The organism is Nostoc sp. (assembly GCF_036917395.1).
In the GTDB taxonomy this organism is placed as follows: Bacteria; Cyanobacteriota; Cyanobacteriia; order Cyanobacteriales; family Nostocaceae; genus Nostoc.
Window position 1 is genome coordinate 1 of sequence record NZ_JBALDI010000087.1, and the last position, 25,413, is coordinate 25,413.

The 25,413-nt window shown below is 41.2% G+C and carries 25 protein-coding genes, 1 tRNA gene and 1 pseudogene; 10 read left to right on the forward strand and 17 right to left on the reverse strand.

Annotation, left to right across the window (positions count from 1 at the left end; genetic code table 11):
- Positions 1 to 485 precede the first annotated feature (485 nt).
- The 5 genes from V7K46_RS31145 (at position 486) to V7K46_RS31165 (ending at position 3,701) form a co-directional block, all read left to right on the forward strand.
- The gene (locus V7K46_RS31145; RefSeq protein WP_012410874.1) at positions 486 to 758 is read left to right on the forward strand and encodes a hypothetical protein; all 273 of its coding nucleotides are present in this window, start codon (positions 486 to 488) and stop codon (positions 756 to 758) included.
- Positions 759 to 771: 13 nt separating this feature from the next.
- The gene (locus tag V7K46_RS31150; protein WP_335120195.1) at positions 772 to 1,449 is read left to right on the forward strand and encodes an ABC transporter ATP-binding protein; all 678 of its coding nucleotides are present in this window, start codon (positions 772 to 774) and stop codon (positions 1,447 to 1,449) included.
- A 294-nt stretch (positions 1,450 to 1,743) separates the two neighbouring features.
- Complete coding sequence (locus V7K46_RS31155; RefSeq protein WP_335120197.1) at positions 1,744 to 2,295, forward strand: NYN domain-containing protein; 552 nt, start codon at positions 1,744 to 1,746, stop codon at positions 2,293 to 2,295.
- 137 nt (positions 2,296 to 2,432) lie between these two features.
- Positions 2,433 to 2,504 (forward strand) — tRNA-Asn (locus tag V7K46_RS31160).
- 24 nt (positions 2,505 to 2,528) lie between these two features.
- Complete coding sequence (locus V7K46_RS31165; protein WP_335120199.1) at positions 2,529 to 3,701, forward strand: aminotransferase class V-fold PLP-dependent enzyme; 1,173 nt, start codon at positions 2,529 to 2,531, stop codon at positions 3,699 to 3,701.
- A gap of 2 nt (positions 3,702 to 3,703) precedes the next feature.
- Here V7K46_RS31165 and V7K46_RS31170 read toward each other — a convergent pair whose 3' ends face one another.
- The 3 genes from V7K46_RS31170 to V7K46_RS31180 form a co-directional block, all read right to left on the reverse strand.
- Positions 3,704 to 4,492 carry a hypothetical protein gene (locus V7K46_RS31170; RefSeq protein WP_335120201.1) on the reverse strand — a complete coding sequence of 263 codons (789 nt, stop codon included), beginning with the start codon at positions 4,490 to 4,492 and terminating at the stop codon, positions 3,704 to 3,706.
- 799 nt (positions 4,493 to 5,291) lie between these two features.
- Positions 5,292 to 6,134, reverse strand: a complete 843-nt coding sequence (locus V7K46_RS31175) for a M56 family metallopeptidase (RefSeq protein WP_335120369.1) — start codon at positions 6,132 to 6,134, stop codon at positions 5,292 to 5,294.
- Positions 6,134 to 6,553 (reverse strand): BlaI/MecI/CopY family transcriptional regulator, encoded by a 420-nt coding sequence (locus V7K46_RS31180; RefSeq protein WP_334797688.1) that lies wholly within the window; start codon positions 6,551 to 6,553, stop codon positions 6,134 to 6,136. The genes V7K46_RS31175 and V7K46_RS31180 overlap by 1 nt, the downstream gene beginning before the upstream one ends.
- 592 nt (positions 6,554 to 7,145) lie before the next feature.
- Here V7K46_RS31180 and V7K46_RS31185 point away from each other — a divergent pair.
- A complete protein-coding gene (locus V7K46_RS31185) occupies positions 7,146 to 7,886 on the forward strand; it encodes a 2-phosphosulfolactate phosphatase family protein (protein WP_335120203.1) in 741 nt (246 codons plus the stop codon).
- 71 nt (positions 7,887 to 7,957) lie between these two features.
- Here the strand turns inward: V7K46_RS31185 and rfbD are convergent, their stop codons facing one another.
- The 12 genes and pseudogenes from rfbD to V7K46_RS31245 all read right to left on the reverse strand — a co-directional run bounded on the left by rfbD (position 7,958) and on the right by V7K46_RS31245 (position 20,418).
- Positions 7,958 to 8,848: a dTDP-4-dehydrorhamnose reductase gene (gene rfbD, locus V7K46_RS31190; protein WP_335120205.1), complete on the reverse strand. Its 891-nt coding sequence runs from the start codon at positions 8,846 to 8,848 to the stop codon at positions 7,958 to 7,960.
- A gap of 36 nt (positions 8,849 to 8,884) precedes the next feature.
- On the reverse strand, positions 8,885 to 9,430 hold the full coding sequence (gene rfbC / locus V7K46_RS31195) for a dTDP-4-dehydrorhamnose 3,5-epimerase (protein WP_335120207.1): 546 nt from the start codon (positions 9,428 to 9,430) through the stop codon (positions 8,885 to 8,887).
- 66 nt (positions 9,431 to 9,496) lie between these two features.
- Positions 9,497 to 10,573, reverse strand: coding sequence for a glucose-1-phosphate thymidylyltransferase (locus tag V7K46_RS31200; RefSeq protein WP_335120209.1), 1,077 nt, complete (start codon positions 10,571 to 10,573; stop codon positions 9,497 to 9,499).
- Positions 10,574 to 10,673: 100 nt separating this feature from the next.
- Positions 10,674 to 11,768, reverse strand: a complete 1,095-nt coding sequence (locus V7K46_RS31205) for a glycosyltransferase family 4 protein (RefSeq protein WP_335120211.1) — start codon at positions 11,766 to 11,768, stop codon at positions 10,674 to 10,676.
- A complete protein-coding gene (locus V7K46_RS31210) occupies positions 11,768 to 12,928 on the reverse strand; it encodes a glycosyltransferase family 4 protein (protein WP_335120213.1) in 1,161 nt (386 codons plus the stop codon). Before V7K46_RS31210 ends, V7K46_RS31205 begins: the two co-directional genes overlap by 1 nt.
- A gap of 8 nt (positions 12,929 to 12,936) precedes the next feature.
- On the reverse strand, positions 12,937 to 13,908 hold the full coding sequence (locus V7K46_RS31215; RefSeq protein WP_335120215.1) for a GDP-mannose 4,6-dehydratase: 972 nt from the start codon (positions 13,906 to 13,908) through the stop codon (positions 12,937 to 12,939).
- A gap of 255 nt (positions 13,909 to 14,163) precedes the next feature.
- The gene (locus V7K46_RS31220; protein ID WP_335120217.1) at positions 14,164 to 15,339 is read right to left on the reverse strand and encodes a glycosyltransferase; all 1,176 of its coding nucleotides are present in this window, start codon (positions 15,337 to 15,339) and stop codon (positions 14,164 to 14,166) included.
- Between the two features lie 123 nt (positions 15,340 to 15,462).
- Positions 15,463 to 16,194 carry an ABC transporter ATP-binding protein gene (locus V7K46_RS31225; RefSeq protein WP_335120219.1) on the reverse strand — a complete coding sequence of 244 codons (732 nt, stop codon included), beginning with the start codon at positions 16,192 to 16,194 and terminating at the stop codon, positions 15,463 to 15,465.
- A complete protein-coding gene (locus V7K46_RS31230; protein ID WP_335120221.1) occupies positions 16,195 to 17,001 on the reverse strand; it encodes an ABC transporter permease in 807 nt (268 codons plus the stop codon).
- 423 nt (positions 17,002 to 17,424) lie between these two features.
- Complete coding sequence (locus V7K46_RS31235; protein WP_335120223.1) at positions 17,425 to 18,501, reverse strand: acyltransferase family protein; 1,077 nt, start codon at positions 18,499 to 18,501, stop codon at positions 17,425 to 17,427.
- A 420-nt stretch (positions 18,502 to 18,921) separates the two neighbouring features.
- Positions 18,922 to 19,625, reverse strand: a pseudogene (locus V7K46_RS31240) (hypothetical protein).
- Between the two features lie 22 nt (positions 19,626 to 19,647).
- Entirely contained in the window at positions 19,648 to 20,418 is a 771-nt protein-coding gene (locus V7K46_RS31245; protein ID WP_335120225.1) for a Uma2 family endonuclease, read from the reverse strand.
- Positions 20,419 to 20,652: 234 nt separating this feature from the next.
- On the opposite strand from V7K46_RS31245, the gene petP reads away from it, so the two are divergent.
- From petP to V7K46_RS31265, 4 genes are all read left to right on the forward strand, one after another.
- Positions 20,653 to 20,841 (forward strand): cytochrome b6f subunit PetP, encoded by a 189-nt coding sequence (gene petP / locus V7K46_RS31250; RefSeq protein WP_335120227.1) that lies wholly within the window; start codon positions 20,653 to 20,655, stop codon positions 20,839 to 20,841.
- 119 nt (positions 20,842 to 20,960) lie between these two features.
- Positions 20,961 to 22,061, forward strand: coding sequence for a Get3/ArsA fold putative tail anchor-mediating ATPase NosAFP (locus V7K46_RS31255; protein ID WP_335120229.1), 1,101 nt, complete (start codon positions 20,961 to 20,963; stop codon positions 22,059 to 22,061).
- Between the two features lie 64 nt (positions 22,062 to 22,125).
- On the forward strand, positions 22,126 to 23,172 hold the full coding sequence (gene chlG / locus V7K46_RS31260) for a chlorophyll synthase ChlG (RefSeq protein ID WP_335024098.1): 1,047 nt from the start codon (positions 22,126 to 22,128) through the stop codon (positions 23,170 to 23,172).
- A gap of 108 nt (positions 23,173 to 23,280) precedes the next feature.
- Positions 23,281 to 23,568 carry a hypothetical protein gene (locus V7K46_RS31265; protein ID WP_335120231.1) on the forward strand — a complete coding sequence of 96 codons (288 nt, stop codon included), beginning with the start codon at positions 23,281 to 23,283 and terminating at the stop codon, positions 23,566 to 23,568.
- 66 nt (positions 23,569 to 23,634) lie between these two features.
- Here V7K46_RS31265 and V7K46_RS31270 read toward each other — a convergent pair whose 3' ends face one another.
- Together V7K46_RS31270 and V7K46_RS31275 are read right to left on the reverse strand one after the other, a co-directional pair.
- Positions 23,635 to 24,591 carry an MDR/zinc-dependent alcohol dehydrogenase-like family protein gene (locus tag V7K46_RS31270; RefSeq protein WP_335120233.1) on the reverse strand — a complete coding sequence of 319 codons (957 nt, stop codon included), beginning with the start codon at positions 24,589 to 24,591 and terminating at the stop codon, positions 23,635 to 23,637.
- A gap of 63 nt (positions 24,592 to 24,654) precedes the next feature.
- Positions 24,655 to 25,206, reverse strand: a complete 552-nt coding sequence (locus V7K46_RS31275; RefSeq protein ID WP_335120235.1) for a hypothetical protein — start codon at positions 25,204 to 25,206, stop codon at positions 24,655 to 24,657.
- Positions 25,207 to 25,413 lie beyond the last annotated feature (207 nt).

Genomic DNA, 25,413 nt, shown 5'->3' on the forward strand with positions numbered 1-25,413 from the left:
GACCAACCTACGAATACGAAGCGATCGCGCTTGAGCCAGTCGTCTAGAACGTCAAACCACCCTCTACTAGGGGCGCGTCCAACTGCGATGGTCATGAGAGCAAATCTCCAAATGTTTATAAGTACAGGTTGTATCTATATTATAGACGGCTATATAAAAGCCATCCATAAGCAGAAAGTTAACCGGTTGTTAACCAAGTTTACAATTTTTTACGAACCTTTAATCATATTAAGTGTAAATCGCTAATTTTTCTAGGGGATTTGTCATAAAAATTAATTTTTGATCCAGATGAGGTCAAATTAAAGAGGTGGGGGGCAGAGGAGCAGAGGAGAATAACCAATACTTCTCTACGAGAGGCTGCGCCTAAGCGTAGCTATGCCGCAGGCTTTACGACGCCGCTCAGTACAAGTGCCCAATGCCCATTTCCCTAGAATCACTCAGCTGACGCTAAAATGAGTCCTACAGTTAAATTTGATTATTGCTAAATGTTTACCATCGATTTAAGCATCAGAAACACTGCTTTCCCGATCTCAGTACAACGTAAGTCAGCAGAGGATGCTGAGGCTGTCTATCAGCTAATTTTGGCAGCAATCCGTTCTGGCAACCCTGACATTGTAGAACTCAAGTGCGAGGGCAAGACAGAGAAAAAAATTGCCGTCCGCGCTAGTGAAATTTCTGGGGTGCAGATTGTTCAGAAAGATGGTACAACCCCAGGTGGTGGCAGACCACCTGGCTTTTTCGCTGTAGCTGCTGAGTAATCAAGGTTGACAAATGGCTCAAGTGGGCATTGAGGTCAAAGATTTAAATTTCAGCTGGCCTAATGGAGAGAAAGTTATCGAATCTTGCTCTTTAGAAGTACCCAAGGGTGAGTTTTGGATGCTCTTGGGTACAAATGGCAGCGGGAAATCAACGTTACTTAGACTGCTGGCGGGGTTATTAGCTCCTGAGTCTGGAAAAATTAGGGTTTTGCACCCTGTTGGCTTTGTCTTCCAAAATCCAGATCATCAACTGGTGATGCCAACGGTTGGTGCTGATGTCGCTTTTGGATTGGTGGAAGAAAAGTTGCCACCTGCTGCTACCAGAGCAAGGGTTGAGGAGGCGCTAGGGGCGGTGAATTTGCTTGCCTTCCAACGACGCCCTATCTATGCGCTCTCTGGGGGACAAAAACAGCGAGTCGCGATCGCAGGTGCGATCGCCCGTCGCTGCGAAGTCTTATTATTAGATGAACCCACTGCCTTACTAGATCCAGATAGTCAGTTGGATTTAGTTGCTGGTGTCCGCCGTCTGGTCAAAAGTCGAGGTATTACAGCCCTGTGGGTGACACATCGATTAGACGAGTTAAATTACTGTGACGGCGCTTTCTTGCTAGAAGAAGGCTCTCTGGTAGATAAGGGTGAAGCCCAACGCCTCAAACAACGTCTGATGCAGGTACACAGCGAAGCCTCTTAATTAAGTGCCCAGTGAAGTAAAAAGTACTCAGGACTTTCATACCCAGTACATGTTCTGCCCTTAATAGGTGGTCTTTTGACTTAGTACTCTTCATTTTCACCATTACTGAAAAAGAACTGCAACGCGCCTTTTAAACAAAGGCGCGTTTTAAGTTGGTGCGTCTGTCTTAGGTTTTAGTTTTGTGAGGCTGCCGTATTTTTTATTTTATGTAACATGGTGTTACAGACAATGCATCAATTATTATAAAACTTATGAATGAATTTTGTTAACTCTAGAAAATTGTGATTAAAAACCATGCCCCGTTCCTTACTCGAAGCCGTTTTGTTAGTAGACGGCTACAATATAATTGGCGCTTGGCCTTGCCTTAAAAAAACGCGTGATAGTGTTGGGCTAGAGGCAGCACGGGGTGAACTTGTGGAAGCAATGGCTGGTTATAGTGCGTTTCAAGGTTATGCAACTCAGATAGTTTTTGATGCCCAATATCAGAACTCTTCTAGTTATAAAGAAATTATTACTGAGCATTTATCTGTTTATTACACTGATTTTGGGCAAACAGCAGATACTTATATTGAAAAATCTTGTGCGTCTATGCGCCAGCAAATAGCCCTGTGTTTGATTTCTCGTGTGATTGTTGCTACATCAGACCGGGCACAGCAGTTGATGATACAAGGGTATGGGGCTGAATGGTTGTCCGCACAACAACTCTGTGGGGAAGTGGAAGCTACCGTCTGTCGGATGCGACAGAAGTATCATACGCGCAAACAATCTAAGAGTAGGTTTTTAGTTAATGGCATTGATGCTAAGGCGCGGCAGCGTCTGGTTGAATTACGAATGGGATTACAGTAGATATTATTTAAAAGTCTCTGTTTGAGTTGCTGAATGGATTTTGGCTGCAAAATTCTATAATTAAGCATCGAAAAAAATCTTGGCGAAAGTACTTGCCAAATCTTATTTTTAGCCTTAATATTATAAATCGTGAGTGATCCTCAGTAGCTCAGTGGTAGAGCGATCGACTGTTAATCGATTGGTCGCTGGTTCGAATCCAGCCTGGGGAGTTTAGTAATTTTGGATTTTAAATTTTGGATTTTAGATTATCCTTCAATAATCTATGGTCGCTTGATCCAACTGTGACGTTTCTGAATCATGGGTCTTTTGGTGCTTGTCCTAAGCAAGTGCTGGCAGTTCAACAAAGACTGCGATCGCAGCTAGAACAAGAACCATTACGCTTTTTTGGTAGAGAATGGGAACCGCTGCTAGACGATGCCAGAAGTAAGCTGGCGGCGTTTGTGGGTAGTGATGTTCAAGATTTGGTATTTGTCCCCAATGCGACGACTGGTGTTAATTCGGTGTTAAGGTCGCTGACGTTTTCACCAGAAGACGAAATACTCACAACCAACCACGAATATAATGCTTGCCGCAATGCACTTGATTTTGTTGCCAGTCGCACTGGGGCGCGGGTGGTGGTGGCAAAAATTCCTTTCCCCATTGACTCGCCGCAGCAAGTAGTGGCAGCAGTAATTGAGCGAGTTACACCAAAAACACGATTAGCACTTTTGGATCATGTTACCAGCCAGACAGGGTTGATTTTCCCAATCCAAGAGTTGGTGAAGGAGTTGCGACAACGGGGTGTAGATACATTGGTAGATGGTGCCCATGCGCCTGGAATGATTCCCCTCAATTTGGAAGAAATTGGTGCAACTTATTACACTGGGAATTGTCATAAATGGCTGTGTGCGCCAAAAGGGGCAGCATTTTTGTATGTGCAACGAGATAAACAGTCAGAAATTCGTCCTCTGACAATTAGCCACGGAACAAATTCGCCACGGACTGGTAAAACACGCTTTCAGTTGGAGTTTGACTGGACAGGTACAAACGATCCTACAGCTTATATGTGTGTACCAGAAGCGATTACTTTTATGTGTTCGTTGCTACCTGGTGGGTGGAGAGAATTGATGCAGCAAAATCATCAGCTAGTGTTGCAGGGAAGACGGCTACTTTGTGAAGCGCTGGAAGTGCAGCCGCCTTGTCCAGAGGAGATGATTGGTTCAATGGCGGTTGTGCCATTGCCTACGATGTTGGAAAACCGCGATTTCATGTCTATACATGATGAGTTGTTTGATAAGTTTGGTATTCAAGTGGCGGTGATGCCTTGGGAGGAAAAACCTCGGCTGTTGGTAAGGATTTCGGCGCAGATTTACAATACACCAGAACAGTATGAGTATTTGGGAAAGGTGCTAAAGGGGTTGCTCTGAGGTTAATCTAGTTTCAGGAAAGTGGCGATCGCTTTAATGATTTGTTCTGCACTCTTAGCAGTAAACATTGGTCCAGTAGCCAAATAAATACTTTTATCATATACCAAGTTTAAGACAATATTATAACTGGTTGAACTTGTGCCTGTTACTGTGTCAATTGCGACTGCATCCGTATTCAGCCCTGATATTTCTGAGAGCTTAGTTTCAATAATTTCTTGCCCAAGCCAACCTTTACGTTCGATAGTTGCTTTGTCAAGAGTTTTATCGAAAACGCAAATAATTATATTATTCATCAGCAGATAAATAATGCAAACAGCACCACTGGCAATCAACAAAAAACCTATAGGATAAGTCCACAAACGAGTATCTTCATGAATAGTTAATTTTGGTTCTTGTGAGTTTTTAAGAAAGGCGTTGATTTGTTTAGCCTTTGATTCCTTGTGAGTGCTGTCTGCATTTACTAAATCTATGGGAACTGAACCATCTCTCGTCAGAAGTACCAAGGGATAACTATTCCCAGCAGTAGTACTAGTGTCTAGTTTTGCAGCTAGCACCTCTTTGAGATTCCAAGTTTTAACTTGAGATTTTAAAATACTGTTGGTGATTAATTGGCAATTTTCTTGAGTGGGTTCAACCCGATTACAAGTAAAAGTAGTTGTCTTTGTCAGTGTAGTTATTAATAAAATGCCTCCTGCCACAAATAATCCGCTAAATAACCAGTAGAGGATGGCTGCTGGCTTAAGTTGTAGTTTCAATAATGTTGGAGTTTGCTCTAAGATTTTGAGTCTCATTGTTGTAACTGTAGTCTTTACTCAAAGCAGCACGCACACAAAATTCAGATTTCCGCATTGCATGAAATGATCAGGCAATAGATTTTTTTCACGAATGACTTAGGATTTTTATAGTGGTTCTCGTTTGGATGCAATACACTTTGACCTTACTTCTATTCTTCCCTCTTAAAAGGAGAGAGGCTTTGAATTTTACTCCCCAACGCTACAAGGGTTATGGCTGTTCTTGTTAGATCCGTATTGCGCTCAACATAGAAGCGCTACATATTTGGAAATCCCTAAGCGAAGAGTTTACCCACTTTTAAAAAGATGGGTGCAGGGAAAGAACAAAGTTTTCATCGTTATTGTGGAAACCAACATTGCTACAGACATAAGCGATGTTGCTACAGTCATGACGGAAGTTGCTACTCTTAAGGCAGAAGTTCCTACAGACTGCGCGTAACACCGAAACGTCAAGGCAGAAGTTCCTACAGACTGCGCGTAACACCGAAACGTGAAGACAGAACTTCCTACAGACTGCGCGTAACACCGAAACGTGAAGACAGAACTTCCTACAGACTGCGCGTAACACCGAAACGTGAAGACAGAAGTTCCTACAGACTGCGCGTAACACCGAAACGTCAAGGTAGAAGTTTCTACAGCGAAGACAGAAGTTGCTACCGTCGCAGTTTCGTGCCGTAATAGCTTTTTAACGGGACTTCCAAATAAAAAAATATTTCACTGTTCGTAGTCAACAGTCAAAAGTCATCAGTCAGCAACTTTAAGTCGTTGTTTTTATTTTTTGGAGTTGACTAAATTTAATTTAACTATGAAACATCACAGTTATTAAAGGTAGGAAAGCTAACATAAATCCATGCCAGGAGTGCAATTGAGCTTCTGGGATTGGTTCTGGTGGTGCTAATAAAGCTTCTACTCTTTGTTCTAAGCGATCGCCTACAGCAGAGGAACCCAATGCAGCACAGCAAATTTCTGATAATACTGGGCTGGTACTAACTACTAATAAAAGTGATTCCGCTAACACCAAAGGGTCTACCTGCAATGCTGCATAACTGTCGGCACGGAGTTCGCGCAAAGCTAACAGTTCTTCCCACAAAGGCTCTGTATTCGGCAACCATGCTGTGCAGGAACGCACCCAACCCAGCCAAAAAAACCAGAACGTATCCCTATAATAGTGATGCCCTTGCTCATGGGCTAAGACGCTTTCTAAATGATCTGGTGAGAGAGTTTGCAGTAATCCTTGACTAATCACTAATTCTGGTTGCCAAAAACCAATTTGACCCGCAAACAACGCGCCTGTTTGCAGTAACCTGGCTCGTTTATCCCCCAAATTCACCAGAGGACAGTTTCGAGCAGATTCCACAGACTGCCAACCCTGGAAGGCAAGTTTAATACATAAAATGGCAAAAAATGCCATATAAATTAATGCCACTACATAGCTGACGGAGCCTGTGTACATCCCGCCCATTTCTCCTTGGGGCCCCATGAACAGCACGGCGATCGCTGTCATGAAAATTAGCAAGGGGGGGAAGAGAAACAAAAATAGCGATCGCTGCCACCGCAGACTCCAACTGCCTTGGTGTTGATTCCAAGAGGATCTTAACCACCAGGCAACTGCCAAAGCATTCAAAATCATTATGAGATGCATCATTTTTCCTCCCTGGCTTGGCGTGCAGATTGAATACGTTTAGCGATCGCTGCTATTTGCTCACTAGCTGCTTCATCCAGACTATCAGCAAAGGCAGCAACAACATCGGGGTTCCCCACCGCTAGAAATCGCTGTAACTGCTCGTGAGCTTTGATCACATCTGCTTGTTGCTTGCTCAACAATGGTCGCCAATAGAATGCTCGCTCTTTCTTGTCGCACGCCAGCCAACCTTTATCAGTGAGGCGACGTAAGACGGTAGTTACAGAAGTATAAGCTAATTCGCGGTTGGGATCAGCCAGAATGCGATCGTGCACATCCTTTACTGTGACTGAACCAAATTCCCAGATGATATTTAAAATTTCCGCTTCCAACGGGCCTAAAGATAGTTGTTTAGGGCGGTAATCGGGTAAAGGTGCCATAGCGATTTCGATGGGGAGTGCAGAATGGGGAGTTGAAAATGGGGAAGGTGGGGCCCCCTGTGGGGATAAGGGGTAATGGGGAATGAGTGAATATCCGTCCCTTTGTGCTGTAATCTTGAAGCTGTAACTTTTTTCCCTTTTAGAAGGTGTGTTCTTGTTTTAGATTACAAGATAGTGCCGCAAGTCTGAAAGTCTAAAAGCATAAAAATGGGCTTTTTGAGTTAGGGATTAGGGACTCTTAAGATTTATTTAAAACCCTGCTCCTAGTGAGCGGATTTTTTGCCTGACAATTCAGGTCATCTGCCAAAGCCCACGATAAACCTAACCCCCTAACCCCCTTCCCGACGCGGGAAGGGGGAAAATTCAAAGTCTCTCTCCTTTTAGGAGAGAAAAATAGAAGTGAGGTTTTCCAGATACTGTGAAAAGTCAGATTTCTTCCCTACTCCCCACATCCATTTATGTATAAAATGTCATACATCGTGCATTTTGATGGGAAAAAATGCTCCATGAGCAATTGTGACTATAGTTAAGTGACACCAACTAGGTAGAATGTTATTTGCGGCAGTAGTATTAAACCAAGTGTATCCAGCGCGTGAAGCTATTCGTATACCACACTCCTGAATTGACTCCAACGGGTGAAGCGCCAGAATGTGCGATCGCAGTCGATGTCTTGCGAGCCACTAGCACAATTGCGACAGTTTTGGCAGCTGGAGGCGAAGCTGTACAAGTATTCAGCGATTTAGATCAGTTAATTGAAGTTAGCGAAAAATGGCCCCCGGAAAAACGGCTGCGGGCTGGAGAACGCGGCGGCGCGAAAGTACCTGGCTTTGAGTTGGGTAACTCTCCTCTCGACTGCACACCAGAATTGGTGCAGGGGCGGCGGTTATTTATCAGTACCACAAATGGCACCCGTGCTTTACAACGGGTGCAAGACTCCCCAAATCTATTAGCAGCAGCCTTGATTAACCGGGCGGCGGTGGTGCAATTTCTCAAAAGAAAACAACCAGAGACAGTCTGGATTGTCGGTTCCGGTTGGGAAGGCAGTTTTTCTTTAGAGGATACAGTTTGTGCAGGTGCGATCGCTCATAGTCTTTTAGATCAAACCACATTGTCACTGGAGGAATTAGCTGGTAACGATGAGGTAATTAGTGCGATCGCTCTTTACTCTCAGTGGCAAGATAACTTATTGGGATTACTTCACCAAGCTAGTCACGGTCAACGATTGTTGCGTCTTGACTGTCAAGAAGATTTAAAATATTGTTCCCAAACTGATATTTTAGATGTCTTGCCCATACAACAAGAGAGGGGAGTTTTAAAAAGTCAAAAAGGATAGGGGATGAGGCAGACAAGGGGAATAACCAATGCCCAATGCTTCTCTACGAGAGGCTGCGCCAACGGCTCCGCTCAGTACAAGTGCCCAACTTTCAAATCTGTGAGCATTTGTCGAAGTCTTTCTCGCCAATGGGGGGGATGTGTTTCTAGAATTGCTGAAATTTTCCCACAAGCAAGGACGGAATAAGCAGGGCGACGGGCTGGTGTCGGATATTCCGCGGTTGTAATCGGGACAATACGTTCAACTTTTAAAGGGAAGCCTAGCTGTTGGGCTTCTTCAAAAATGGCAATGGCAAAATCATACCAGCTAGCAACGCCGCTATTAGTGTAGTGATAAGTATCGCTAATTTCTGGGGTTAACTGGGGAATCATCTGGGCTATGACTGTGGCTATATCTTGCGCCCAAGTCGGGCTACCAATTTGATCGGCGACAACACGAAGTTCTTGGCGTTCTGCACCTAGTCGCAGCATAGTTTTGACAAAATTATTTTTGCCAAAGGTTCCATAAACCCAAGCAGTGCGGAGGATGAGGTGATGGGCGCAAGTTTCCCGAATTGCTTCTTCTCCAGCAAGTTTAGTTTTACCATAGACACTCAAGGGATTAGTTGCATCGGTTTCCAGGTAAGGGCGATACCCATTACCATCAAAAACATAATCGGTCGAAATATGAATTAGCAAAGCTCCTAACTTTTGGCTTTCTTGGGCAATAATTAGGGGTGTGATCGCATTAATAGCGGTAGCAAGTTCAGGTTCGCTTTCTGCTTTGTCCACAGCAGTATAAGCAGCGGCGTTAATGATGATTTGCGGTTGGTTGGATCTGATAATGCTGCACAGAGTATCAGGCTGAGCAAGGTCTACTGTTGGGCGTGCCACTGAGATAATATTGCCGGAGGATGAGAGGATTTGTTGCAGTTCCTTACCCACTTGACCGTTGCTACCAATCAGTAAAATTGATTTACTCATCCTAATTAGTTCTTGAACCTAACGCAATCATCAAGCTTAATCAAATATTTCAGCAGTTTTAAAAGGTTTCCCGGCTTGGTCTTTAGCTGATAAAATCGGTGGCGCATTCAGAGGCCAATCTATAGCTAAATCTGGATCGTTCCATAGGATGGTGCGATCGCCTTGGGGTGCGTAGTAATCTGTAGTTTTGTAGAGAACTTCGGCTATTTCTGAAAGCACGAGAAAGCCATGAGCAAAGCCTGGTGGTATCCACATTAGGCGTTTGTTTTCAGTACTGAGTTCATAACCTACCCACTTCCCAAAGGTAGCCGAACTTTTTCTAATATCTACGGCTACGTCAAAGATAGTACCGACAACACAACGAATGAGTTTACCTTGGGGTTGTTGAATTTGATAGTGCAGCCCACGCAGGACGTTTTGCTGAGAGTAAGAATGGTTATCTTGGACGAAGTTGGCAACAATACCTGTCTGTTGAGCAAATTTTTGGTGGTTATAGGCTTCAAAAAAGAAACCGCGATCGTCTGCAAATACTTGGGGTTCGAGTTGTATAACTTCGGGAATTTTGGTATGTAAAATGCTCATTAAAATAATTCGTAATGATGCAAGGGTAGCGCAGTGATAAGACTTCTCCTGTTTTTTACAAGTAAATTACGTTAGTTCAATTTTACAGTCATCGCCAATTAGAAATCGCAAGGCTTTGGGGCGACGAGGTGCAAGAGTCAATTGTGCCCGTTGCCCAATCACACTATCAATAATGCGCTGATGAATTCCAGCAATTTTAGCACCTTCTAAAATCACACTGTGTTCTAAATCAGTGTCAATGAGTGTCGCATTATTAGCAATGCTACTATAAGGGCCAATAAAGCAGTTTTCTAAATAACAATTGTTACCAATGATTACTGGCCCCCGAATTGTGCAGTTAATTACTTTAGATTTTGCACCGATTTGGACTCGTCCAATAATCTGACTTTGGGCATCAATTTCGCCGATAATTGATGCTGTCAGATAGGTGTCGAGAATCAATCGGTTAGCTTCTAATAAGTCATCTTTTTTACCAGTATCTAACCACCAGCCTTGGAGATTGTGGGCTATAACCTGCTTTTTCTGATTAATTAGGTATTGAATTGCATCAGTGATTTCTAGTTCGCCTCTGGTAGAAGGTTGGATATTTGCGATCGCATCATAGATGAGGTGAGAAAAGAAATAAACCCCTACCAATGCCAGATTTGAAGGAGGAACTTTGGGTTTTTCAATTAACTGTAATACCCGTCCTTTTTCATCTATCTGAGCCACACCAAAGGCGCTAGGATTGGCAACTGAACGCAAGAGAATCAAAGCATCTGGCTGTTGTTGGCTAAATTGTTGCAGAAAGTAACTTAACTCACCTAATTGAATCAGGTTATCGCCCAAGTACATAACAAAGGGAGAATCAGCTAAAAACGGACGGGCGATTTGGACGGCGTGAGCAAGTCCAAGTGGCTGGTCTTGTATGATGTAGGTGATGTTCGCTCGAAAGTATTCTCCATTTCCGGTTTTCGCTTGGACTTCTGCCCCAGTTTCCGGGCTGATGATGATGCCAATATCAGTAATACCAGCAGCGACCATTTCTTCAATGCCATACCATAAAACAGGTTTATTAGCAACTGGCACGAGTTGTTTGGCTCCGCTGTAGGTGAGGGGACGTAGGCGTGTACCTTTCCCGCCAGAGAGAATTAGTGCTTTCATCAGGATTGAGGATTAGTTGTAAAGTCATTAGTCAAGATAATCTCAAATCTGGACAAACTCCCAAATCCTGACATCTAACATTCTGGCGTTAGTTTATCTTTTATAGGTAACGGGATAACACTTCGACAGTTGCTTTTCCTGTTTTTTCCCAACTAAATTGTTGAGAGTGAGTGATCCCTTGGCTAGAAAGGCGCGATCGCAACTCCAAATCAGTTGCAATAGCCTGCATCGCTTCTGTAATTTCTCCGGTGTTGTAAGGATTGATCAGAATCGCCGCATCACCAGCTACTTCTGGTAATGAGGAGAGATTGGAGGTAATGACGGGAGTACCACAAGCCATTGCTTCGAGAACAGGTAAACCAAAACCTTCCCAGAGACTGGGGAAAACCAGAGCGATAGCTTCATTGATAATTTTTGGTAATTCGCTGTAAGGAATATAGTCTAGGAACTTCACTTGATTAGTTATACCTAGTTCTGCAACTTGCGCTGTTAAAGTTGGGGTATAACGGCGATCGCTTGGCCCTACTAACCACAATTCATAATCCTTGCTATTAGGTAACGCAGCAAAAGCAGCGATCAGTCGCTGTATATTTTTGTAAGGGTCTTGGCGTCCGATGTAGAGAAAGTAGTTGCGCTTAGGTAGGTTCAGGGGGCAAAAGTGAGTGCGATCGTAGGCGAGGGGGATGGAGGTAATTTTGTTTGCAGGAATTCCGTAAAAGTTGGTGATATCCTGAGCCGTAGTCTGGGAGATGCAAATAATGTGTTGTGCTTGCTTAAGAACTTCAGGAGTGTAGTAGCGGTGGTAGGGTGTGAGTGGTGAAAAGCGTTTAGGAAAGCGCAACGGTATCATGTCAAAAGACGTGACGACAAAACGACAGTTGCTATAAAGGGGTGCTTCCGGTAGCGGAGAGAATAAGAGACTCGATTTGAGGTTTTTATATATTTGTGGGACTTGAAATTGTGTCCAAAGCAAGCGGTTAAAATGACCTTTTGTGCCGTGGTCTGGGGTTAAGTTTGGCGGGATTGGATAGCAGTCAAAATCGGGATATTTTCGCGCTACTAATAGAGTAGGTTGAAAAGATTTTAAATAAGGAAAAAGGTTTTGAGCATAGTTACCTATACCTGTTGGTTGAGACAATAGAATAGATAAGTTAATAATTAATTGTTTAGCAGAGATATTATCCACTATTTTCATTAAAGAATAGTTTTATAAGCGTTTAATGTTTCTTGTGCCGTTCTTTCCCAGGAAAATAATTTTGCTCTGGCTTTCCCTTTATTAATTAATTCTTGACGTAACTGGGAATCAGTGATTACTTTCAGTATGGCTTCCGCTAGTTGGATAGGGTTATTAGGGTCAACTAAAATAGCTGCATCTCCTGTAACTTCTGGAATAGAGGAAGTATTGGAACTGATCACAGCAGCACCTAGAGTCATTGCTTCCAATACGGGTAAACCGAACCCTTCATAGTGAGATGGATATACGAAGACATCAGCTTTTGAGTAAAATAATGCAACTAATTCATTAGATAGGTAATTAAGATGATGAATTTGGTTTGCCCAAGGTGAATTCTCAATTGCTGCAAATACTGGCTCGTAATGCCATCCTTTCTTACCAATCAATATTAATTGGTGTGGAATTTTATATTGCTTTTTTAAAAAATTAAATGCCGAAATTATTGTATTAATATTTTTTCTTGGTTCTATTGTACTAATAAAAAGTAAATATGGTTGAGAAAAATCATAGTTAACTAGTTTTTCTAGCTCCTCAGTAGTTTGTGCAGATAAGTAATCAGGATAGTAGCGACTAGCTAGAGGGGTGACATAGACTTTTTTTGGGTCTACCTGCAAATGCTCAACAATATCTTTTTTAGAACTTTCTGAAATTGTTAAAACTAAGTCTGTCCACTGCAAGCAGCGTCTAACTTTTTTTGTATACTTTTTGACAACTGAATCTATATAGTTAGGATATTTAATAAAAGTTAGATCATATATATTCATTACCTTTAAACTTTTTGTACATGGATACACTGAATAGTTAGTGCCATGAACTATGTCTGGGAATCCTAAATATTTTTCAAAGTAAGATAAACTAGGTTTAAAGGCTAAAGCTAATAATAAATCTGAAATTCTTACAGGTAAAGGCAGAAGATGCCGTTGAGAATAATGTTTTAGGGATTCAGGAAAACTGAAGTCACCCCGAAGCCACTTCTTTAAACCTGGTTGATAGACTACTCCTAACTGAAAATTTTCCTCTTTTTGTAGTGCATCAAGAGCGCATATTAAATTAGCAACATAAAAGCCAACCCCACTTGGTTTTGGCTCCACTGGGGTGGCATCAACTACAATTTTTAGCATCAGAATATTTAAGCTTTGCCCTTACTCAATTTTTTTAGATCATAATCAACCATTAACTCGACTAATTGTTCAAAGGAATGCTCAGGCTGCCAACCTAACTCAGTCTTAATTTTATCAATGGAACCAATTAACTGTACTGGTTCATCAGGGCGATAAAATGCGGGGTCAATTGAGACATAATCTTGCCAGTTTAGACCAACGCATTTAAAAGCACACTCAACGAGTTCTTTGACAGAGTGAGTTTCACCGCTGGCGATGATGTAGTCATAGGGTTTTTCTTGCTGCAACATCAGCCACATAGCGTAAACAGCATCCTTGGCGTAGCACCAGTCACGACGAGCATCTAAGTTGCCTAATTTTAGTTCATTTGCCAGACCCAGTTTAATTTGAGCAGCTGTGTGTGTAATTTTGCGAAATACAAATTCTGTACCGCGTCGAGGGGATTCGTGAGTGTAGGTAATACCGCAGCAGGTATAGAGATTGTATTTTTGCCGATAGTTAATGGTCATCCAGTGGGCGTAAGCTTTGGCAACACCGTAGGGGTTACGGGGACGGAAGGCGGTGCGTTCAGTTTGGGGCAATTCGTCAGGTTGACCAAAAACTTCACTACTGGATGCTTGGTAAAATCTGGCATCAGGTTTGCAGCGACGGATGGATTCTAAGAGACGGGAGACACCAAGGGCGGTGTATTCAGCAGTAAGGGCTGGTTGAGTCCAAGAAAGAGGAACGTAGCTTTGAGAAGCAAGGTTATAGATTTCATCAGGTTGTGATTCTGCAATTACATCCATCAAAGAAGATTGATCGAGAAGGTCACCAGATACAATTTGAATATTGCCTGAAAGGTGAGTAATACGCTCTAGGTTACTGGTGCTGGAACGGCGGACTAAGCCGTATACTTCGTATCTTTTTTCTAGGAGTAGTTCAGCGAGGTAGGAGCCATCTTGTCCAGTTAGTCCCGTGATTAGAGCTTTTTTGATCATAGATTTTGAATAAATCACAATAATTAAAAAATTTAGTTAAGTGACATAAAATTTTTAAATTATCCAAAAATAGGGTATATCTCTGGAGAAAAAATTATGGTCATACATAAATTCACCCTTCTAAAAGCTGAGTATAATTCCTGTAAATTTCCTCAAACAAAGTTTATATTAACTTAAACAACAAGCTAAAAAATAAAATAGTACTAAAAATAGGGTGAATAAATAATTGGGAGACTGTCTGCCTATAAAGGTTAACTAAAGTTTTCCTTCCTCGTATATTTCTAAATGTTTTTTGGCGATATTAGCCCATTGGTTGGCTTCACAGTAAATTAAGCCGTTAGCAACTAACTGCTGATTTAGCTCACTAGATAAAGTTAAATTTTGAATTGTATAAGCTAATTCTCCAGCAGCACCTGGTGTAAACAAATGTAGACAGTTAGCTTCCTCATTCAATTCTTCAAAAGAGGCTATTTTACTAGCGATAACAGGTTTGCCTGATGATAAAGCCCAAGTTAGAGCAGCTGAGGACGACAATACTGTATGAGGTTCATATGGAGCCAAGCAAAAATCAGTTATATTATAATAACTACGCAAATCTTCAAATTCTAAATATCCTGTTAGCTTTATACGGCTACTCATTCTTTGGTATCTATTAATAAATTTAACTATTCCATCCAGAGCAAGATCAGTAGAATTGGGGTGAGAAGTTCCTGTAATTACCAAGTAATAATTTTTTGGCAAACTTTTTAGTGCTTCTAATGCTGTTTTATAACCTTTATAAGTAGATATAAATCCAAACATTGAAAGAATAATAGCGTCGTCAGGAAACCCTAATTTCTTTTTTAAAGCAATTTTATCCAGATTGTTTATCTGATATAGATTATGTGAAAATGGAACTCCCTGCTTAATAATGTGAACGGAGTTTTTTGCAAAGCCACTATCTACGAAAATTCGACGCGTTTTTTTAGTGTGAACAATGGCATTTAGTTTATTTTTAAAATTAAATAAAGAAGATATGTAATATTCCCACTGTAATTTTTTAAGAAGTTTCTTGCCAAAACCAGCTAAACCAGGATAATATTCTAGTAAAAAGTTTGGTTCTGAATGAAACGTAACAAATACTTTTTTATTTAAATTTAGTATTTCTTTTAGAAAAGTATGAAAATTAGTAATCGAGCCATTCAAACCATAAGAACCAGCGAAGAAACTAAATTCATGTTGAATATGAATGATATCATAGTCAACTAATTGCCTACTATACGATTGGAAATATTCTTTAATTTCATCTTTAGTCATGTACTTCAGTTTTTGTTCTTCAATTGGTATTATTGTACAGGTAATACCATTCTCTAAAATTCCATTAACTAACCCTTTAGTATACCCAGCAATACCACAAGGAACATTCCAAGAGCTAATTTGAGCAATTTTCATTTGTTTACCTCCTTTAATTTCAAGATGCAGATAATAAATTTTATAAAACATTCAGTCTTTTGCATAACTTAGATAGTTGTCAACATCTGGATTATTAATATTTAAATTTTAGTTTAAATTTGATTACAATTCATTCAAATAAAGTTTGATAGCATCATATCCATTTCCAATAAATTTAATTACCCCTTTATCTAACCAAATAACTTTTTTACAACCCTGCTCTATAAAATTTAAATCGTGGGATACTACCAATACAGTTGCATTTGCATTCCAAAGATTTTCTATTCTTCGCTTACATTTATTTTTAAAACTTTCATCTCCAACTGATAGTACTTCATCCAAAATCAAAATATCTGGCTGTACCTCAGTAGCAATAGCAAAGCCTAATCGTGCTACCATACCTGAAGATAAACCCTTCACGGGAACTAATGCATAATCGTGCAATTCTGCAAACTCTAAAATAGAATATGCTCTTTCTCTCATTTCTGCCCTAGAAAACCCCAGCAGCACTCCATAAAGCATAATATTGTCCATTACAGAAATTTCTGGATCAAATCCTGCTCCTAGCTCAATCAACGGTGCAATTTTGCCGCGAACTCGTGCTAATCCAGTAGTTGGCTGAAGAATCCCTGAAATTATTTTCAATAACGTTGATTTGCCAGAACCATTTGCTCCAATAATACCTATTTTTTCTCCTCTTTCAACTACCAAATCAATCTTATCTAGTACTATTTTTTTTACAGGTTTGCGATATTTTCCCTCTAAAACAGATAGTAATGTTTTTTTGAGGTCATAAGAAAACTCTTCTTGAGTTCGTCGCCACAGCGAAACTTTGTCCAGACGAATTACTTCCATTTACAGTAAATCCATAAATTGATGTCGCCACAATTGAAAACAAGTCCATCCGATTGACAAAATAATGATGCCACTGAGCAAGGCACCCAAAATCAAACTCAAGTCCGGTAGCGCTCCTGATAATGTAATCTGACGCAGACTTTCAATAATGGGTGCTAATGGGTTTAACCTTAAAAACGGCTTTACCTGGGGTGGAACAATAGCAGATGGATAAAATACAGGACTACCAATCCAAATCATAAATGCAACTAACTCATAGAAATAAGGTAAATCTCTAAAAAACACATATAAGGCGCTCATTAGAAATCCGACTCCCATAGAAACTAAAACTAACGCCAGAAAGGGAAAAAATAGCGCTAGCAAATTCACTAAACTTTTAGTATTGACCAAAGTCATTACTGCCAGTAACGGTAATGTCCCAACCGCAAACTGAAATACATTTGCTGCAATCATTGACACTGGAAAAATACTTACTGGCAAACGAATCTTGTTTAATAGTGAGCCATTTGCCACTACACTACTTAAAGCTTGGGACGTAGAAGCTGAGAAAAAATTGATTACTACCAGTCCCGTTAACGCTGCCAACATGTAATTCAGTATGGAATTGTCGTAATATGATGCAAAGGTAGCCCCAAAAATCGCGGTATACAGACCTGTCATGATCAATGGGTTTAACAGTGACCAATATACACCCAAAAACGACCCCCGATAACGTACTTTGAGATTCCGCGATACCAAAACGTGCAGTAATTCCCAATAACGCTGCACTTGTAACCAAGTTGAATTACTTTTAAGCGAAAGTCTCATCTTCAAAAACCACCACACACAACAGGCAAGTTATTCGCGCATTTTATACTATTGGAGCGCACTTCGACATATTAGCTTACCACTAAAAGCTGATTTATAATCGACAAGGAGTGGTATAATTGCTTCATGTTTATATCCACAGAGCTACATCTTGGCTGCCATTGATCGTTGGAGTTCAGGCTTGTCTTAGCTATTTTCGATAAACTTTTCTAGCGATACCTTCTCTTTGAGACGCTACGCGTAGCTTCCCTGTAAGGGTACGATGAGCTTTCCTGCGGAACGCTGCGCGGTAAGCGAAGCTATGCCGTAAGCTTTACGCTAACGCATCCACATAACTGCATTTTATACTTAGTTTTTAATAAAACTTTATTTTCGATAATTATCAGGAATAATTTCGGATTGCTATATAAATATTTACAGTCATCATCCAGTCAGCTTTTTTGCATAGCGGATAAACCTTGTTTCAATCAGAATATGTATAAAATGGGAAACAACTAAGCAGAAGCACAACGTTATGCAAACCGCGCTTCTCGGATAGTTGGGGATGTAATTAATTATAAAAATTAACACGTAGTTACCCAAAATCGGATGGATAATATAAAGAGCATAACTAATATCTCCAAGCCACTTTAAAAAAGATATATAAGGTATCTTTGCTCGAAGAGCATAAGCAAAATTGAAGATACAAAATGCCCAAATAAAGCTATTTAAATGAATAAAGCTAACATCAGAAGGTTCGTACTTAAGATACAACCTGAAAAAGGCAAAGAAGATTGCACTAATAGTGATTAAAGAAACAATAGTCGTTGTTTTACTAGACCAGAGTTCCAGATAGCCTTTCGCCAATACAGTTCCAAGTAAAACAATCAACAAATGCGGAGAATCATCAGTTAGAATATTACACAAAGCTGCTAATAAATGAAATTTGGTATGTTCTATATAATGAATTAAATCGATAGGAATCAGACACCACGAAAAAACAAAAGCAGAACAGGCAAAATAAGTGAAAATACTGCTACTTTTTGATAAACTCAAAATAGGTACTAAAAAATAGAATTTCCATTCAATTAAAAGAGTCCAAGCAACAGGAATAATAGCCCTATAGCCTAGTAAATCTTGGAAGAATAAGAGATTTACAATAAATTGTTTAGTCCCAATAAAAGGTTCTCTTGTAAATAAATTAATAACTAATGTTGTTGCAATCAATGCCAGAATGTATGAAGGGTAAATTCTCAAAATCCGTTTGATAAAAAACTTTGAAACAGAACTATCATTTTCGTATGATTTCGGAACGACAAAGCCTGAAATTAAAAAAAACACATGGACTGCAATAAGTGGATAGTCCCAGTACAGCTTGAAAGTTAGAAATTCTGTTAAATTATACAAAATACTATAAGAATTAGTATTAAGTACTTTAGTCCCTGAAAGGAGATGCCAAAAAACAACAGTTACAGCAGCTATACCGCGCAAATAATCTAAAACAATAACTCTTTTTTGCATAAAAATTTAAAGATTGGAACAATCCTTGATAAGCTTACTAAAATCGCAGCAGTTATTATTATGAAAATGTTGTTTATAGAGTAGCCCAAAAAAATGTTTATTAGGCTATAAAGATACCATATGATAAAACTAAAAGCTTTAAATTTACCCGAAAGTGAAAGGAAAAATATAAAGAATTATTTAGTAAAGAAAATATTTATATAGCAAATAATCTTTTTGGTCAAAATATTTTAGATAGTAGAAGAAAAATTACGATTCAATTCGCAAAAATATTAACAGGCAATCCTAACTATTTGTGAACTAATCAGGTTCCGAAGTTGGGATGGTTTCTTGGCGCGGACGGAGCGGATTACTCCTATACATGACTACTACCTTTGATGCTTAATTAAAACTATCTCGATCAACTTCCAGCGATCGCAATTATTCTGCCAATTGCTCTCTTTTTGCCCGTTGGTACTCTTGTTCTGATTGTTCTCCTCGCCTCGGCACCCAACCCGCTGCATTATACCAACGCAACCACAAACCTGTGGTCTGTTGATAAGAACCTTGCCAAAGACCCAATCCTAGTTCTAACTCTTCCAACCATAAGCGGTTCTCTGGTAAAGATATTGCCTCGTAGCGAGTGCTTATGAGTTTGAAAGGCACGCAAATGATTTTCATAGGGATCGTAGACAACGTAGTAGGGAACCCGCAAAATGCGTTCATCCACTTCCCACTTTGTTGGGGGTCGGTTTACTTCTTGCAGTGTTTTTCCTAAGTCTTCTTGTTTTGTACCTGGTGCAAGTAATTCAACTACAAAAATTCATCCCACATCCGACCCGTAGGTTGGATGTGAGATGAATTTTTGTTTTAGCTAAAAATGGATCAATCCCCTCTTGCCAAATGACGTAACTTAAGCATAGGTCTTGCTGTTGGCTAGCACCAGGTAGTCCTAAAACCATGTACCAATCAGAACGTTTCTACTATAAAGGATGGTCGGGATCGTAGTAAAGATTTAAGTCACTAGCAAGTAAAATTTCCTCAGATGCATAAGTAAGAGGCTGACAAGTCTCACTAAGCACCGCCTGAATGCGGTGAAATTCATCTGGCAAACCTGATTTCCCTACTAATTGACTCTGTTTGATACATGACTACTAGCTTTGTTACTTAACTCAAGCTATCTGGATTAGCTCCTAACGATCGCAAATGTTCCGCCAACCGTTGCGATCGCAGCTGTTCTTGTTCCAACCGCAATTGCGCTTGCGATGCCTGTTGCTGTGCTTGCGATGCCTGTTGCTGTGCTTGCGATGCCTGTTGCTGTGCCTCAACAGCCACCTGTTGCGCCGCAATAGCAGCTTCCTCTGGTGTTGGAACTAAATCACCATCGGGTGTAAAATAGCGCAATTTACCTCCTTCTACGCCTAAATACAGCCTAAGCACATCGCTCCAACACCATCCTTGAGTATTTGGTGTAATTTTTTGATACTTATTACCTACCAATTCAAAACCCACAAATTCCAAATTTTCCGGTGAAAACCAAAAATATTCTGGTGTGTGAAATCGATTTTCATAAAGATTTTTCTTCAAATTCCGGTCAATATCAGCCGTACTTTCAGAAAGTAATTCAATAATCAAATCTGGATAACGACCATCTTCCTCCCAGACTACCCAGGAATTGCGCGATCGCTTTTCGGTGTCTTTGACCAAAAAAAAGTCTGGGCCTCGAAAATCTCGATTTCGCAACTGCTGACGGCTAAAATAAATCGTTAGATTCGCACCTATAAAGAAATCATTACAGTCACGCCACAGCCACTCAAGGGAAGTTACTAGCAGCAGTAGCTGCATATAGTGCAACGAAGTTTCCATCTCTGGCTCATCACTTAACAACCGAGTTGCATCGGGCATCTGCTGTTCTAGCTGTTGCGCTGTGACAAACATGGGTATCTACCTGCTTGGTTGTTGATTTAATTTTAAGCTGTTAGGTCAGGAATTTGGAGAGACGCGATTAATCGCGTCTGTACAGGAGTTTGGAGAGACGCGATTAATTGCGTCTGTACAGGAGTTTGGAGTTATGATTTTCTCCCTTATCCCCCTGATCTTCCCTGAATTTATGAGAGCTGAGTCACGGATTCCGTTACACTGAGACGAAGGTTTATTGCATTGTAATTAGGCATGGAAATCGGACAAAAGGTTAAAGTCTTTCGTTTGCGCGATCGCGTTTCTTCCCCCATTGTAAAAAAACTAGGACAAGTGGGTACCATCCAAGGCTACAAAGTCACCGATGGTGGTATCGGTGTAGTGGTGCTGTTTGACGACAATTCTTCCACTTGGTTTTTTGAAGATGAAATCAAACCTGTGTAGTCAAAAGAACTCAAAGCGGGGTTTATTTTGGACTCTGAAGTTGAAAGCACAGGTTGAGAGTCTTTATTGAGTGCTAAGTTGGAGTTGAAAAGATCGGCGGTGAAAATAGGAATCAAGTAATGGCTCTAATATTGACATTTTTGGGCAAAGGCGGCACCGCTCGTACCAAAATTGCGATCGCCGCCGCCAAATTATTGGCAAGTCAAGGCAAGCGCGTACTCCTAGCAGGACATCCGGAACCAGCATTACCAATTCTGCTGGGTACTCCCATTGCTGCCGACCCACAGGAAATCGCTCCCAATTTGCAAGCAGTCCAGTTTCAAGCATCTGTACTGTTAGAACGCAACTGGGATGAAGTGAAAAAACTTGAGGCGCAATATCTCCGCACGCCCATCTTCAAAGACGTTTTTGGTCAAGAACTGGTAGTATTGCCAGGTATGGACAGCGCCCTGGCCCTGAATGCTATCCGCGAATATGATGCCAGTGGCAAATATGATGCGATCGTCTACTATGGCACGGGTGACTCATTAACGTTGCGAATGTTGGGTTTGCCAGAATCTCTCAGTTGGTATGTCCGGCGATTTCGGCAATTGTTTCTCAACTCTGATTTGGGGAAAACAATTACTGAATCACCCTTGATTCAACCCCTGATTAGCAGCTTTTTCAATGTCAACTGGACAGCAGATAACTTTGCAGGGCCCACTAACCAAGTCAATAATTTTTTAGAAAAGGGGAGATCCGCTCTTGCTGACCCCAAGCGTCTCGCTGCTTTCTTAGTGACGACAGAAGACCCGATTGAGGTAGCAAATGCTCGTTATTTGTGGGGTAGTGCTCAACAAATCGGTTTAACTGTCGGTGGTGTTCTGCTTGTGTCTACTGAGACAAATGTCAACCTGTCAGAGGAATTTATCCCCTTACCTGTGAGCGTCGTTCCCGACTCGCCAACAGGTGACTGGCAACCACTGATAGACGCGCTACCTAACTTTGAAGCACAAGCTCTACAGGCTCCCAAACCAATTGAAATAGACATCCACAATCGTCAAGTACGCTTATTCTTGCCAGGTTTTGACAAAAAACAGGTCAAGCTCACCCAATATGGCCCAGAAGTCACTATAGAAGCAGGAGATCAGCGACGGAATATTTCTCTACCCCCGGCTCTGAGTGGCAGACCTGTTGCTGGAGCAAAGTTTCAGAATAATTATTTGATAATTTCGTTTTAAGTTAGGAGTAGAGACGCGATTAATCGCGTCTCTACTCCTAACTTCTAACTCATTAATAAACCTTATGTCAGAATCAACTCCCATTACCCCAGACCCCAACCCATCTGAGGCACTAGACTCAGGGGCAAATAATCTCAATGAGCAAGCGCTCACATCTGCCTCGCGCAGTGCGAAAACTAGGCAGCTACTGGGGATGAAAGGTGCAGCGCCCGGGGAAACTTCAATTTGGAAAATTCGTTTACAGCTAATGAAGCCGATTACCTGGATTCCCCTAATTTGGGGCGTAGTCTGTGGTGCGGCTTCTTCGGGTAACTATACTTGGACACTGGAAAATGTGTTGAAGGTAGCAACTTGTATGCTGCTGGCTGGACCATTGATGACAGGTTACACCCAAATCTTGAATGATTACTACGATCGCGAAATCGATGCTATCAATGAACCCTATCGCCCTATTCCTTCTGGGGCAATTCCCCTACCCCAGGTAATTATTCAGATTTGGGTATTACTGATTGCTGGCATTAGTTTGGCATTTGTGCTAGATGTGTGGTCTGGTCATGAATTCCCTACAATTACAGCGATCGCGGTCATCGGTTCTTTGATCGCCTACATTTATTCTGCACCTCCCCTGAAACTCAAGCAAAACGGCTGGCTAGGCAGCTACGCCTTGGGTGCAAGCTATATCACCTTACCTTGGTCTACAGGACACGCTTTGTTTGGTGATCTCAATTCCACAATTGTGATTTTGACAATGTTCTACAGCTTGGCTGGATTGGGTATTGCCATTGTCAATGACTTCAAGAGTGTAGAAGGCGATCGCCAGCTAGGATTAAATTCACTACCCGTAATGTTTGGCATCACCACTGCGGCTTGGATTTGTGTAGTAACGATTGATGTATTTCAAGGATTGATTGCAGCTTATCTCGTTAGCATCCATGAGAATTTGTATGCAGCAATACTAGTACTGTTAATCATCCCACAAATCACCTTACAGGATATGTATTTCCTGCGCGACCCCGTGAAGAATGATGTTAAGTATCAAGCCAGCGCCCAACCGTTTCTTGTTCTGGGAATGCTGGTCACTGGTTTAGCGCTCGGTCATGCTGGTGTTTAGCTTATATCTCTATAGTAAGAAGTTATGAATTAGGAGCAAAGCGGGAGACGCTCCGCCTCGGTTAGGAGTTAATATACTTCTAACTCCTAATTTGTATCAGGACATACTGTGTTTCAACTGATATCTTTCCTCATTCATGGGATTCAACCTTTTTTAATCCCGATTTGCTTTGTTGGTGCTTGGACAGTAACTATTCTCATTGTTTTGAGTCTTTGGACGGCGGCGCGAGATAGTGTAAATACAGCCAAGCAAATGCATCAAATTCCTTGTACTGGTTGTCAATTTTTTACCGACAATTACCGTCTCAAATGTACTGTACGCCCATCTATTGCCAATACAGAAGAAGCAATCCATTGTTTGGACTATCAACCGAAGACGAATCCTTATCTGTACTAGGGAGTGGAAAGTGGGGAATGGGAAAATAAGGCAGATGAGGAAAGGGTGAATTATCCCAACTTCTAACTACTGACCAATCTCTAACAATATTTTTAAAACACCCCGACTCTGAGCGTGTTCAAAAGCCGCAAGCCCTTCAATCAGGGGGTAGGTGGCATGAATCAGGGGTTGCACGTCAACTTGTCCTGTGGCTAGTAGCTGGAGGGCTGGAGCAAAGGGGCCACAACGGGAGCCAATGAGGGTAATTTCATCCACTACTAAAGAAGAAGCATCAAGGCTAAGGTTGCCAGCATAAGTACTTTTAAGCACTAATGTGCCACGGGGACGGAGGGCGCGACGAGCGATCGCAAATCCTTCTGGATTGCCAGTACATTCTACTGATATATCAAAATATCCATCTGTAACAGCATCAGCTAAACCAGTTTTAATCCCTCGTGCCTCTAAGTTGGCAAGTTTATCTTGATGCCGGCCTACAGCTAAGAGTTCACAGCCAGTTAGGGCTAGTGTCTGGGCTACTAACTGCCCTAATTTACCATCTCCAACCACTAGCACCCGATCATTTGGACGCAACGGCACTTGCTGCTGAATTTCCAACGCTGCTGCTAAAGGTTCAGTAAATGTTGCTACTTCTGTTGGTACATTCTCAGGTACCGGATGCAGGTTTTCCACCGGCAAACAGAGATATTCACCAAAAGCTCCGTGACGGTTGACAATACCCAAAACTGTGCGATTCTCGCAGTGAGTTGGTTGTCCGCTGCGACAAAACCGACAATGCCCACACACAGCGTTGATTTCTCCAACTACACGTTGGTTAACTAAGTGTTCTGGTCCTTGTTCTACGACGCCAACAAATTCATGACCTAAAATACCACTATAAGGATAGTAGCCTCTGAGTAGTTCCAGGTCAGTATTACAGATACCCGCACGCAAGACGCGTACCAAGGCTTCTCCCTCTGGTGGTTCAGGAATGGGAATATCCGTGCGTAATTGCAACTGCTTGTTTTCGAGCCAAAGTCCTTTCATTTTTCTTCACGTCCTTTTACTACAAACTTTTAATTATTCACGCCTACTTACTTAGATATTTCTTTAATTGTGGGAACTTACATCAATTTTACTTAACCAAGTAACCAGGTCATCTGAGTCAAGTGCTATCTCGCTTCCTAAAGTTTTGATATAAAGAAGTCCGTCGCTAATGATTAAATCTCTAATTGGATACCATGATTCTCGTGTCCTGATCAGAAGTTCTAATGGAATCCCTGGTCTTAAAGTATACTTGCGATATTTCCACCAAGCTCGCCATATAAGCACAGATTGAGTACAGTGCATCCGATAGCCTTTGGGAACTTCGCAGTATTGATACTGATAGAAACCTCGACTATCTACTTTTCCTTTGAGGAGATAACTATATTCTGCTAATGCCTGATTTAGCAATTCCCACTGGGATGATTTTGGAGAAATCCAGAATTCAGATAGTGTGTTACATAGTTGGACGGTAGCAATCACACCTTCAGCTTTTAGTGTTAGTTGGTTAGTCTTGTACACTGTTTGCGCTGTCAAAGAAGGATTTGACAACAAAACTTCTTTTTTCTGGATAGAGTTTTGCACAAACTCTCGAATTAAATCTAAATTAGACAACATAAAATTATTTATACTAAATCAAGCAGTGTGATGGAAATCACAATGGTGCTTAGGTTAGTAACTACACTGGTATTGAACTAAAATCAGAATTATTACCAGTTTTATTTATACTCAATTCTCTGTCTGACTAGGGCTTTGTTAACTTTAATGTCGGGTATGTCGCCGCTCAACAGGCTCTGGTTGACAAAATCACTGTTTCCAGGTACA